Origin of the sequence: Nocardia sp. NPDC059240 (genome assembly GCF_042753865.1) — a bacterium.
In the GTDB taxonomy this organism is placed as follows: Bacteria; Actinomycetota; Actinomycetes; order Mycobacteriales; family Mycobacteriaceae; genus Nocardia.
On sequence record NZ_JBHZAC010000002.1, the window covers coordinates 64,813 to 77,941 of the forward strand.

Genomic DNA, 13,129 nt, shown 5'->3' on the forward strand with positions numbered 1-13,129 from the left:
GCACGGCAATGGAATCGGACGGTCGCTCCGGTACACCGCCTTCCACTGCCGCCCCGACCGGACCGGACAGCCGGCCCGACGCACCCGGATTCCGCCACGACCGGACCGGATAACTGCTGCGGCACCGGCGATCAGGGGTTTTCCGACCATCCCGGATAAAGGCTTTCGCCGAGCCGTACGCCCCTTCCCTAACTTTCATCTCAGCGGGCCGAACGAGCTTCGCATCGAGAGTCGGGGAGGACTCACCATGAACATCAAGACCGCTATCGCCGGTGCCATCACTACCGCGGGTCTGCTCGGAGGAGTAGCGACCGGAGGCATCGCCCATGCGGACGGGGGGCTTGCGCCGCACGAGAAGACGACCGTCGCACCGAACGGTTTGTCGGTCACGGTCGGCAATCAGGACGCCTCCTTCCACGTGGTCCCGCCCTTGAACGGGATGCCGACCAGCCGGGAGGTGTACCTGAGCAACACGTCCTACGGCAAGGTCACCGGCGGCACCGCCAAGATCCGCACCGGATACTTCGCCGCCTGCGCCGTGGATCTGGACGTGAAGTTCAACATCGCCGGTACCGCGGGCGTGAACGTGAGCGCCGACCTCGGCGTCTCGGCCGGACTGGAGATGGTGACACCCACCGCGAGCGTGAACATCATCCCGACCATCGGCGGCACCATCGGCTTCAACCTCAACATCACGCCCGGCAAGATCATCGATGTCAAGATCGACGGCGACGGAAAGCAGCTGCCGGTAGGCGACGCCGGCTACATCGTCAGCAATGACTACCAGCTGAAGGTGGACGGCTGCGGCGGCCCCCTGACCGTCCAGTCCTACACCATCATCGAGGGAACCTCCCCGGGAGCGGACGCAGCCGATTACGTCGTAGGCGACCCGATCACGCTGTAATCCGCTGAGCCGCACCCTGCCTGGGCAGGGTGCGGCTCTCGGGGCGCAGTGCCCAGGAGGCTAGGACCAGGCCGGTGACACCGGCGGTCACGGTGAGGTGCATTCCGGCGGAGCCGTAGTCCTTCTCGATGAGGTGGGAAATGAAGGCGCCGGTCATGTTGAAAAACATTCCGGCGTAAGCCCATTCCTTCAGCCGGGGGAAGCCGGGGACCAGGATCGCGGCGCTGCCGAGCAGTTTCCAGGTCGCGAGCAGTGGTAGCAGGTAGGTGGGGAAGCCGAGGATGGTGTGGGTCTCCAGCGTTCCGTATTGCCGGGTGAGTTCGCCGTAGGCGCCGCCGCTCAGCACGAATACCAGCAGCAGGGTGCACGCCCAGTAGGCGATGGTGCGGGCCTGCGCACGGGTGGCGGGACGGGTCTGGATCGAGGGGCTCGTAATCGTGGTCATGGTTCCTCGACCAGTGGGAGCCGGGATATGTGACAGCACAAGCCATTCGAAACAGTGCATCTGTGACCCCCGCCACACCCGGTCACATTTCCTCCGTGCCGCCGGTCGAGTCAGCGAACCCGAAAACAACGGCAGAAACGAGAAGACAATGGCACTGCAGGTCACCACCATCATGCTGGCGGTCGAGGACATGGAGCGTTCCAAGAAGTTCTACGTCGCCCTCGGCGCGAAACTCGCCCAGGACTTCCCCAACTTCGCGTCCTTCGACCTCGACGGCGGCTCCGCCCTCGGCATCTACCCCACCGCCCACGCCGCCAAGGACGCGGGCGTCTCCCCCGAAGGCACCGGCTTCCGCGGCGTCTCCTTCCACCACATCGTCGCCACCCCCGAAGAAGTCGACGAAGTCATCACCACCGCCCTCGACGCGGGCGGTGCCATCGTCAAGCCCGCCGCCTCCGCCGGCTGGGGCGGCTACTTCGCCTACCTCGCCGACCCCGACGGCCACCTCTGGAAGATCGCCGCCTCCGCCTGAACAACCACGTGCCGACCGGGTTGGGAGAAGGCCGCCCGGTCGGTAATCTTGGGCTCATCGGGTGGGAGTGAGCGGGAACCGGAACGGCTTTGGTGAGCGAAAGTACTGACAATGGGGAGATTCGTTCTCCACGAGCACTTTTCGCTCGACGATTTACGGAACTCTATGAGGCAGCGGGGAATCCGACGCTGCGGCGCGTGGCAACGGCTGCCGAGACCCGGATGCGGGCGGCGCAGGGCGCCCGGCCGGGTGGGGCGTCTGCGCAGCGCATCAGCGATTGGAAGGCCGGGCGGAATGTGCCCGCACGGTTCGAATCGCTCTTGCCTGTGGTGCTCACACTGGTGGAACTGGCCCGTAAGGCGGGTAATCCGCTCACCCGGCAATTGGCCGAACCCAAAGAGTGGCAACGCCTCTGGCAAGCCGCCACCTCGTGGGATCCGGACGAGGATACCGAGGCGGCCTGCCCGTACCCCGGACTGAGCCCGTATCGCCGCGAAGACCGGCAACTGTTCTTCGGACGCACCGCCGCCACCACCGAACTCGTCGATCTGGTCCGCGACTCGACCGGATTGGTTGTCGTCACGGGCGCGTCGGGCGCGGGCAAATCCTCACTGCTGTCCGCGGGCCTGATCCCCGCACTGGCCGAGTGGGAGGTCACCACCGCCACTCCCGGAGCCGACCCACTGACCACCCTGCTGACGGTATTCGGCAGTCCCGCAGCGGAATCCGGAACACCTGCCATGACGCGGGCGCACGCAGCCCTGGCCCCCCGCACCGGCGGCACCCGCCGCCTGCTGGTCGTAGATCAGTTCGAGGAAGTGTTCACCACCTGCACCGACGACGTGGTGCGGACCGATTTCCTGACCGTCCTGCACGAATGCGCCACCCGCGCGGACGATCCGATCAAGGTAGTCCTCGCCCTGCGCGCCGACTTCTATTCGCACTGCCTGCACCATCCGGTGCTGCGCGACACCCTCGAACACCGCAGCTACCCGCTCGGCCCCATGGGCCAGGACGAACTGGCACAGGCGATCTCGGGTCCGGCCCGCACGGTCGGCCTGGAACTCGAACCGGGCCTCGAAGAACTCGTCATCACCGAACTCTGCGGTGCCGCCGACCATCAAGGCCACCGCACCTACGACCCCGGCGCCCTCCCCCTGCTCTCCCACGTCATGGCCGCCACCTGGCAGCACCGCGACGGCCGCCGCCTCACCACCACCGGCTACCGCAAGGTCGGCGGCGTCGTCGGCTCGGTCGCCGAAACCGCCGAATACGCCTGGAACGAACTGACTCTCGGCCAGCAGGACGCGGCCCGCGCCATCCTCCTCGCCCTCGTCTCGGTCAGCCGCGACGCCCGCGACACCCGCCGCCCCGGCCTCCGCCCCGACCTCCTCGCCCGCGCCGCCGACCTCGAAGACGCCACCGCGGCACTGGAACTCCTCTCCCGCACCCGCCTCATCACCCTCGACGCCGACGCCGTCACCCTCACCCACGAAATCGTTCTCACCGCCTGGCCGCGCCTCCGCACCTGGATCGACGAAGACCGCGTCGGCTACCTCGTCCGCCAACGCCTCGAAACCGACGCCGCCGAATGGGCTGCCCACGACCGCGATTCATCACTTCTCTATCGCGGCACCCTCTTGCGCAATGCCCTCGACAATGTCGCCCCGCCCCCGGTCGGGCCACTCGCACAGGAATTTCTCGATACCTCGGCGAAGGCCCACACCCGAAGCCGTCGCCGATCGGTCCGCACCAAGGCGATCCTCGCGATGCTCGCCATCGTGGTGCTCGTCTCCGGTTTCACCGCCTACACCCAAACCCGTCTGGCCCGTGAACAGCGCGACGAGAAAACACTGGCGGCGGTGCTGGACGAGGCCGACCGGCTACGCCGGGTGGACCCGTCGCTGGCGGCACAGCTGTATCTGGTTGCCGGGCAGCTGGCCCCGAATGATGCGGAGGTGCGCACCCGATTGCTGCGCACCCAGAACATGTCCTTGATGGCGAGCACTCCGGGGCATGAGGTCGGCATCCGGAGTATGACCGGCCGGAAGGGTGGCGTCCTGGCTTCGACCGACTGGAACAGCCAGCTGCGGCTCTGGGACGTCGACAATCCGTACCATCCTGTGCAGCTGGGCGTTCCGATCGACGCTGTCTGGCAGGTCGCGTTCAGCCCCGACGGCACCCTGATGGCCACCACGGCGACCACGGGCATCCGGATCTGGGATGTCGCCGATCCTGCCGTTCCACACCAACTCGTGGCGCTGCCCACCCCACCACCCGTTCGGGGTATCCCGCAGGACTTCCTTTCCGTAGCCTTCGCGGGTAGCGGCCGCACGCTGGCCACTACCTCCATGACCGCCGTGACGCTCTGGGACCTGACCAACCCTGCGGCTCCCGTCGCCGGTGCACCCTTCGCGTTGTACCCGACAGTGCCGCAAGGTCTGCCCTCTCCTATGTTGCGGGTGAGCCCGGACGGACGGGTACTCGCGGTCACCCGCAAATCCGGTGACGATCCAACGACGAAATCGACCGTCTTCCTGCTCGGTGTCGACGACACCACGACGCCGACACTGCTGGCCGACCGGCTCGACGCCGCTCCCAGTTCCATCGCGGACCTGGCGTTCAGCCCGGACAGCAAGATGCTGGCGATAGGTCTGATCGGCGACAGCTTCGGCGCCTTCAACGGGACCACCGACCCCAAAGCCACTGTGCAACTGTGGGATACCCAGGATCCGCGGAAGCCACGTACGACCGGGGCCGTCGTGGCCACCGATACTCACGGTGATCCGCAGCAGATCAGAGGGCTCGCTTTCGGTCCCGACGGTCACACGCTGGCATTGTCGGGGTCCGGAGGCATCGCACTCTGGAATGTGACCGAACCCGTCTCGCCCGCCCTGATCAGCGACGATCTATCGACCAGCACGACCATCTGCAAGTACCCGTCCAACGAGACGTTTCCCTGCTCGGGCGGGCCGTCCACCTTCGCCTTCAGCGGCGACGGGCGGACCTTGTTGGCCGGGGGCAAGGCCGGTGAAATTCAAACCTGGTCGCTACCGCCCACCATCATCACCGGGCACGCCGGGACCGTGTTCACGCCCCGCTTCGACAGCTCCGGCGCCCGGATGACAACAGAATCCGCAGACGGCCGAATCACGTTGTGGGACAACTCGAATCGGCGGCAGCCGGCTCAGCTGGGCGGGTATCGGCTGCCACCCGACGTCTACGGCACCGAACTGTCGCCCGACGGCAACACCATGCTCGTCGAGTCGGGGGCCTTCACGATGAGCGTCGCGCTGCTGGACCTGTCCGACCCCGCCCATATCCACCCGGCGGCCGACTGGCAGTTGCCTGCCCGCCTGAAATCGATTCGAATCAGCCATGATTGGCGACGGATGGCCACCGTCGGCAGCGACGACAAGCTCCAGTTGTGGGACCTGTCCGATCGGACGCACCCGGCCGCCACCGGCACCCCGATCACGTTCGACAAGGCGACCGACCTCGATGTCACCTTCGGCGCCGACAACACCACACTGTTCGCCCAGAAGCAGATCTCGCATGGCCTCACCAACGACCTCACGGTAAGCCGATGGGATGTGAGCGACCTCGCCCATCCCCGTGAGCTGAATACGCTTGTGCATCTCACCGGGGACGAAATCGAGACCTATGTGACCTTCACACCTGATCAGCACACGATGGTCCGACTCGAGCACGAGAAGGTACGGCTCTGGGACATTCGCGACCCGATGCGACCGGTCCAGCTCGATAATCCGATACCCCTGCACACCCAGTCGGTCTCCGCAGTGGCCTTCACCTCCGACAGCCGTCTCATGGTGAGTTCCGGCAACAGCGGATCGATCCAGGTGTGGGACTTCTCGGATCGAGCCCACCCGCAACCGATCGGCGGCCCCCTGACCGACTCCGGCGACAAGCTCTGGAATGTGGTCTTCACTCCGGCGGGCGACTTCGTGATCGGCACCGGATCCAGCGGCGCGATCCGCCTATGGGACCTCGACTACCGGCACGCCACCGACCGCGTCTGCGCGATCACCGGCGCGATGTGGACCGAAGACCTCTGGCATCGCTACCTCCCCCAACTCCCCTACAACCCACCCTGCCCCCATCGGTAGTCCGCCGGAATTTCCCCGCACCCCACCCGGTTACCCGCAACGGCAACAACAACAGGGACGGGTGAGATGAACGCATTCAACGAATCGGTGATCGAGGAGTTTCGGGCCAACGGTGGCAAGGTGGGTGGGCCGTTCGAGGGCCGCACCAACATGGTGCTGATCACCACCACCGGCGCGAAATCCGGTCGCGCCGTGACCAACCCGCTGGTCTACGTCCCCGACACCGACCGCATCGTCATCATCGCCTCCAATGGCGGCGCGGACAAACACCCCGCCTGGTACCACAACCTCCGCGCCAACCCGGAGATCACCATCGAGCTCGGCACCGAAACCTACACGGGCAAAGCCGAATTCCTCGCCGGCGCGGAGGCCTATACCCTCTACGAGCGCATGATCGAGATCATGCCGGTCTTCACCGAGTACCGCGCCAAGACCACCCGCAAAATCCCCGTGGTCGCGGTCTACCGCCAGTCGCGGGATACCTGACCCGAACCGCTACCCTTCCGCCGCGATAACCTCGATCTCGAGCAGCCATCGCGGGTTGAAGATCCCGGCCAGCACGACCGTCAGCGCGGGCTGGTGGCCGTCGAGGACCTCGGTGCGGACCGCCGTATTGATCGCCGCGAGTGAACGATCGCTCAAATACGTGGTCACCTTGACGATGTTCGCGACGGTCAACCCGGCATGCGCCAGTGTCTCGACGATATTCCTCCAGATCAGCCGACACTGTCCCGCCGCGTCGTCCGGCACCTCCCCATCCCGCCCCTCCGGTATCTGACCGCTCACGAACAGCAGCCGCCGCGCCCCGATCACCTCCAGCCCGTTGGTATACCCACCAACCGCCACCGGCACCGAATCAGCATCGTGCGCAATCATTTCCATGCTTCATCAGGCTAGGCGAGCACAAACGTCTCGACCGGCTGCGGTGGTGACGAAAGTCTGACGAGCCGGTTGATGTGGACACCATTGGCGTGGTGCGGTGATTGACTGCGAGCGGGGAGAACGACGTCGACAAGTCGCTCAGGTCATCATGCAGCCAATCACCACCGATGGGCGCGCCGCAGGTGGCGTGAACGAGCTTCGCAACGATCGAGCCGGTGAGTTCCCGCTCGGTTAAGTTGATGTCGTGCAGGCGGGGATCGAAGGCGAAGTGGGCTGTCCGTGGTGAGTGGGGTCGGGGAACAAGGTCAGATCAGCTCGCCGCGAGCGCTTTTCGCCGGACGATTCACGGAACTGTATGAGGCGGCGGGAAATCCGACATTACGGCGGGTCGCGAGTGCTGCGGAGACGCGGATGCGGGCGGCGCAGGGTGGGCGGCCGGGTGGGGCTTCGGCGCAGCGGATCAGTGACTGGAAGGCGGGGCGGAATGTGCCGGCGCGGTTCGAATCGCTGTTGCCGGTGGTGCTCACGCTCGTGGAGCTGGCGCGGAAGGCGAATCATCCGCTGACCAGGCAGCTGGCGGAAGCCAAAGAGTGGCAACGACTCTGGCATGCGGCCACCACCTGGGATCCCGATGAGGATACCGAGGCCGCCTGCCCGTATCTGGGACTCGGCGCCTACCGGCGGGAGGATCGTGAGCTGTTCTTCGGTCGCGCCCGCGCTACCGAAGAACTCACCGAGCTGGTCGGCACGGCGACCGGGATCGTGATGGTCGTCGGAACGTCCGGTGCGGGCAAATCCTCACTGCTCTCGGCGGGATTGACGCCCGCACTGCGTGATTGGGAAGTCACCACCGCCACGCCCGGCGCCCATCCCAGCACCGCGCTGCGGACCGCTCTCGACGACCCAGAAGAGTTGCCCACGGCCCTGGCCCCACGCCCGAAGTCCGTACGCCGACTGGTGATCATCGATCAGTTCGAAGAGCTGTTCACCACCTGCGAGAGCGAACGCGAACGCGAGGAATTCCTCACCGCCCTGCACACCGCCGCCACGCGCAACGACGATCCGGTGGCGGTGGTGCTGGCTGTCCGCGCCGACTTCTACGCCCACTGCCTCAACCATCTCATCCTCCAGGAAGCCCTGGAGCAGCGCAGTTACCTCCTCGGCCCGATGCGCACCGACGAACTGGCACAAGCCATTTCGGGCCCCGCCCGCAAGGTCGGCCTGGAGCTCGAGCCCGGCCTCGAAGAGCTCGTCATCACCGAGTTGTGCGGCACGGCCGAACATCCCGATCGCCGCAGCTACGATCCCGGCGCACTCCCGCTGCTGTCACACGTCATGGCCGCCACCTGGCAGCACCGGGAGGGCCGCCGCCTCACCGTCACCGGCTACCGCAAGGCGGGCGGCGTGGTCGGCTCGGTCGCCGAAACCGCCGAATACGCCTGGAACGAACTGACTTCCGCCCAGCAGGACGCGGCCCGAGGCATCCTGCTGGGCCTGGTCGCCGTCGGCCGCGACAGCCGCGACACCCGCCGCCCCGGCATCCGCTCCGACCTGCTGGCCGCCACCGCCGACCCCGAAGCCGCCACCACCGCACTGGAACTGCTCTCCCGCACCCGCCTGATCACCCTCGAATCCGACGCGGTGAACCTCACCCACGAAATCGTCCTCACCGCCTGGCCCCGCCTGCGCTCCTGGATCGACGAGGACCGCGTCGGCTACCTGGTCCGCCAACGCCTCGAAACCGACGCCGCCGAATGGGCCGCCCACGAACGAGATTCCTCCCTCCTCTACCGAGGCACCCGACTCCGCCAAGCCGCCGACCACGCCAACCCCCCACCCGTCGGCCCACTGGCCCACGAATTCCTCACCGCCGCAGCCACCGCCCGCCGCAAATCCCGCCGCCGCTCCCGCAACACCCGAATCAACTCTGCCTTCCTCGCCCTCGGCATGGTCGCCCTGGCCATCGGCTTGTACGTCCAGAACGACCTGGCCGATCAGCGCCGCGACGACCGGGATTTCGCCGCTCTACTCGCGCAGGCCGACCGCGTGCACCAAACCGATTCATCACTGGCCGCGCAGTTGAACCTGATCGCCTGGCGCATGCGGCCCGGTGACGCCGACGTCCGGGCCCGGCTGCTGCAAACCCAGATCGACCCCCTGGTGACCGTCACGCCCGCGCATCCCCAGGTACTTCTTCGACTCGGCTATCAACCGGGCGGGTCCGTGCTGGCGAGCCTGGCGTCCGATCGTGGTCTGCGACTGTGGGATACGGCCGACGCCCGCCATCCCCGACCGCTCGGCAACCAACTCGACGGCGTCGACGATGTGGCTCTCGGCTCCGGAAACCTCATGGCCACCGCCACCTCAGCGGAGGGCTCGCCCCGCACGGTCACACTGTGGGACCTCACCATCCCGGCGGCACCCAGATCGCTCGCCACGTTGCCGGATCTGCCCGACTCCGGTCCGCTCCGAATCACTTTCGCAGCCGATGGGCACACGCTGGCCGTGGTGACCCGGGCACATCTCATGCTGTGGAACGTCGGCGCTTCCCAGACTCCGGTCCTGGCGGCAACCAGACCGCTGGCCGCGTCCGGCGGCCTTCCCGGGAATCTCCGGTTAAGTCCCGACGGCCATCTGCTCGCCCTCACCGCTACCGACGACCACACCACAACCGCCGCGGTTCAGCTGTGGGACGTCCGGAATCCGGCGACCCCGGCACTGACAGCCCCCGTCGTCGGTGGTCCCGCCGAGCTGCTGCTCGCCCTCGCCTTCAGCCCCGACAGCACGATGCTGGCGGTCGGCACCAGTCGGGCGACGGAGAAGTCCGACGGGAGCAATCCCGGTGTGGCCCTGTGGGATGTGCGGGATGCGGCGCATCCGCACCAGACCGCCTCGATCGATACCGGGAGCACACTGCTGCGTGCCCTGGACTTCTCGCCCCGTGGCGATGCCCTCGCAGTCTCGGGCAATCGCGGGTCGTCGATCTGGAACGTCACCGATCCGACAACCCCGGCGCGATTGATCGACGCCCTGCCCATGAGTCCCGCCGTATGCCATTTCGGTGAGGCGTCTTCACGATGTATGGGCGGACCCGACACACTCGCCTTCGCACCCGATGGACGCGAGCTGGCAGCGGGCGGGTACAGCGGCGATATCCAGATCTGGTCGCTGCCGACGGGCGTGCTGCCCCAGCACAGCGGCCTTGGCATGGTGCCCATGTATGCCGCGAACGGCTCCCGCCTGGCCACCGTGGGGAGCGCCGGCCGAATCACACTCTGGGATGTCCGAAACCCCGAACTGCCCACGCGGATCGGCGAATATCGCGCGGAAGCGGACTCCATCGTCGTGCGCCTGTCAACGGACGGCAACACGCTGCTGGTCTTCGATGCGCCGACCGGACGAGTCCGGACGGTGGACATCTCCGATCCCGCACACCCCCGCCTGCAAGGCGACTGGACGCCCCCGGCGCCGGAATCGAACGGTGTCCAGGCCGTCACCCTCGATCATCGGCTGATGGCCACCGCCCGCGACGACAGCTTCCAACTGTGGGATCTCTCGGACCCAACCCGGCCGCAACCGGTCGGTGCGCGGTACCCACTCTCCAGCGGTTCGCCGCTCTTCGGACCGCGCGACTCCACGATGTTTCTCTACCGTCTGGACGGCAAGGAAGGCGCCCGGCAACTCGTCATCGATCTCTGGGACATCACCGATCCGGCAGCGCCACAGCGACTCTCGGAAGTCCTGCGCCGCCCCTCGTCCGTGATCGACACGATCGGGCTCAGCGACGATCGCCGGACGATGATCGACACCAGCAACGAACGCATCCAACTCTGGGACATCAGCACACCGACGCGCCCGGTCCGGCTCGGCGGACCGACCACTGCCCACACCGTCCCGATCGCGCCCACCGGACTGACCTCCGACACCCGCAACCTGTTCATGGTCGGCGTCGACGGCGTCCTGCAACGGTGGGACATCACCGACCGCGCACACCCCAAACGCACCCTCGAGCTCACCCAATCCATCGCATACAGTTGGAGCGCCTCGCTCGCTCCCGACGAACGACACCTCGCCTCCAGCTCCACCGACGGCACCCTGCACCTCTGGGACCTGGACGAACAGCATGCGGCAGACCGCATCTGCGCGATCACCGGCGGCCTGTGGACAGAGGACTTGTGGCACCGCTATCTCCCCCAGCTCCCCTACCGCCCGCCCTGTCACTGATCCCGAAGTCAGGTGCCCATTCAGGGTGATCCCCGATGCGGCTGAGCAGCATCGGACGCCACGATGGAGACCATGACGAGAACGAGCGACTGGTCCAAGAGCGCCGGACGTACCGGCTTCTCCGATCAGCTTCACGATCTGTGGCAGACCCGGCCGATGCGGTTCCCGAAGAACGGGCCGATCGCGGGTGTGGCCGTCGGGTTCGGCCGCCGCTTCAACGTGGACCCCGTGCTGGTGCGGGTGGCGTTCGTGGTGTCGGCGCTGTTCGGCGGGGCGGGCATCGTGCTCTACCTGGCCGCGTGGCTGCTGCTCAATCAGGCCGGTGATCAGTCGTCCGCCGCCGAATCGCTCTTCGGGCGCGGACAGTCCTCGCATTCGTCGTCCAAGACCATCGTGCTCATGGTGGCGTTGGGGATCGCGGTGAGCACGATGGGGCCCGTCGGTGTCGGCCTCGGCGGCTCCGGCGTGATCGGCTTCTTCCTCATGCTGGTCGGCTGGTGGCTGCTGTATCAGCGCCAACCCCAGCCGCCCGCCGCCTATTTCGAGCAGGCGAGCGCGGACAACCTGCTCAACACCGGCTACCCGGGCACCACCAACCCGTACTGGACCGGCTACCCCGGCACCAATGCCGTCACTTTCGAAACCTACGGGCCCTACACCACCATGCCCGACCACTACGAGCCCGATCCGAAGCAGGCCGCCTCGGAACCGGTTGCCGCCCAGAGCATGTCGCAATCCGATGCCGGACAGAGCATGTCGCAGGGCACGACCGGCGACGCCGAGCAGGTGACCGAGGTGCTCGACACCCGCTACGCCCCCGCGTCCGCCGTCGCCGACACCGTAATCCTGAGCAGCTCCACGCAGGAGCCGCAGAGCACCGAGACTCCTTCGACCCCGGTCGATCTCGCCAAGTCCGGATCCCCCGACGCCACCACACCGGCCGACGTGCCCGACACCGACGGCGACACCCCGCCAGCGCCCACGGCCACCGGTTCCGGCGAACCCCCTGCCCTGCACCGCATCCCGTCCACCGGCGACCGTCCGCGCACCGGCTACGGCCCGGCCCCGATCTCCCCCGACTTCGGCCCCACCCCGCCCGGCTGGGACCCGCTCGGCGTAGCGCCGCTGGCGTGGGACCTGCCCGAGCCCGGCACGCCGCCCCGGCAGACCGCCGTCGTGGCACCGGAGCGCCGCCCCCACTCCCGGCTCACCGCCGTCACCATCGGCCTGGCCATACTCGCCGCTGCCGCAGCGGGTTCGGTGGCCGCCTCCGGCGTGGATTGGATGACACCGAGCCGCATCGGCGCGGCCGCGCTCGCGGTGATCGCGCTCGGCCTCATCGTCGGCGCGTTCCTGCGCCGCGGGTACGGCCTCATGGTGTTGCTCGCCCCGCTGGCCGGCTTCGTCATCCTGGCCTCGCTGATCGGCCCGATCCAGTTCGACCAGGGCGCGATGGGCGACCACAAGTGGTCCGCCACAACGGCTTCCGAGCTGTTGCCGGAGTATCACGTCTCGATGGGCTCGGGCACCCTCGACCTGAGCAAGCTGCAACTCACCGAGGACCACACCGTCGCACTGAAGGTGCGCATGGGCGATGCCCGCGTGATCCTGCCGCCGAACGTGCGCGTGAACACGAAATGCAATGTCCGCATGGGCGACTCGAGCTGCCCCACCGGAATCTCCGGCCCGCCGACGGGCCCCGTCCTGAACCTGACCGTCGATGTGCAGATGGGAAATGTGGAGGTGAACCATGGCTGAGAACAAGAACAAGAAGCGCCGACCGTCGTTCGGACTCCTGCTGGCCGGAGTGCTCGGCCTGGGAGTGAGCATCTGGGCGTTCGTCGGCCCCGGCTCCTGGCCCGTCTCCGGCGGCCTGTCGCTGGGCTGGATCGTGGTGATCGCGGCCATAGTCGTCGGCGTAGTCCTGGTTCTCACCCCGAGAAAGAATCGCGACTAGTCACGCCGACCGCGCTGTCCCACCCTCGCCGGGACAGCGCACCCCTTCCGGGAGCTGC

Annotated in this window: 9 protein-coding genes; 7 read left to right on the forward strand and 2 right to left on the reverse strand. The window is 67.3% G+C overall.

Annotated elements, in window-relative coordinates:
* The first annotated feature begins 247 nt into the window (after positions 1-247).
* A complete protein-coding gene (locus tag ACFXHA_RS06285) occupies positions 248-904 on the forward strand; it encodes an MspA family porin (RefSeq protein WP_379353599.1) in 657 nt (218 codons plus the stop codon).
* Here ACFXHA_RS06285 and ACFXHA_RS06290 read toward each other — a convergent pair.
* Entirely contained in the window at positions 894-1,349 is a 456-nt protein-coding gene (locus ACFXHA_RS06290; protein WP_379353600.1) for a DoxX family protein, read from the reverse strand. The genes ACFXHA_RS06285 and ACFXHA_RS06290 overlap by 11 nt on opposite strands.
* Before the next feature lie 148 nt (positions 1,350-1,497).
* Between ACFXHA_RS06290 and ACFXHA_RS06295 the strand changes: the two genes are divergently transcribed.
* The 3 genes from ACFXHA_RS06295 to ACFXHA_RS06305 all read left to right on the forward strand — a co-directional run bounded on the left by ACFXHA_RS06295 (position 1,498) and on the right by ACFXHA_RS06305 (position 6,494).
* Positions 1,498-1,881, forward strand: coding sequence for a VOC family protein (locus tag ACFXHA_RS06295; RefSeq protein ID WP_379353602.1), 384 nt, complete (start codon positions 1,498-1,500; stop codon positions 1,879-1,881).
* 197 nt (positions 1,882-2,078) lie between these two features.
* Positions 2,079-6,008 carry an NACHT and WD repeat domain-containing protein gene (locus tag ACFXHA_RS06300; RefSeq protein WP_379353604.1) on the forward strand — a complete coding sequence of 1,310 codons (3,930 nt, stop codon included), beginning with the start codon at positions 2,079-2,081 and terminating at the stop codon, positions 6,006-6,008.
* A gap of 66 nt (positions 6,009-6,074) precedes the next feature.
* Positions 6,075-6,494, forward strand: coding sequence for a nitroreductase/quinone reductase family protein (locus tag ACFXHA_RS06305; protein WP_379353606.1), 420 nt, complete (start codon positions 6,075-6,077; stop codon positions 6,492-6,494).
* A gap of 9 nt (positions 6,495-6,503) precedes the next feature.
* On the opposite strand, the gene ACFXHA_RS06310 is transcribed toward ACFXHA_RS06305, so the two are convergent.
* Positions 6,504-6,890 (reverse strand): RidA family protein, encoded by a 387-nt coding sequence (locus tag ACFXHA_RS06310; RefSeq protein ID WP_379353608.1) that lies wholly within the window; start codon positions 6,888-6,890, stop codon positions 6,504-6,506.
* A gap of 411 nt (positions 6,891-7,301) precedes the next feature.
* Here ACFXHA_RS06310 and ACFXHA_RS06315 point away from each other — a divergent pair, with 411 nt between their 5' ends.
* The 3 genes from ACFXHA_RS06315 (at position 7,302) to ACFXHA_RS06325 (ending at position 13,071) form a co-directional block, all read left to right on the forward strand.
* Complete coding sequence (locus ACFXHA_RS06315; RefSeq protein ID WP_379353610.1) at positions 7,302-11,114, forward strand: NACHT and WD repeat domain-containing protein; 3,813 nt, start codon at positions 7,302-7,304, stop codon at positions 11,112-11,114.
* Between the two features lie 72 nt (positions 11,115-11,186).
* Positions 11,187-12,872 carry a PspC domain-containing protein gene (locus tag ACFXHA_RS06320; RefSeq protein WP_379353612.1) on the forward strand — a complete coding sequence of 562 codons (1,686 nt, stop codon included), beginning with the start codon at positions 11,187-11,189 and terminating at the stop codon, positions 12,870-12,872.
* The gene (locus ACFXHA_RS06325) at positions 12,865-13,071 is read left to right on the forward strand and encodes a hypothetical protein (protein WP_379353614.1); all 207 of its coding nucleotides are present in this window, start codon (positions 12,865-12,867) and stop codon (positions 13,069-13,071) included. Before ACFXHA_RS06320 ends, ACFXHA_RS06325 begins: the two co-directional genes overlap by 8 nt.
* Positions 13,072-13,129: the final 58 nt, after the last annotated feature.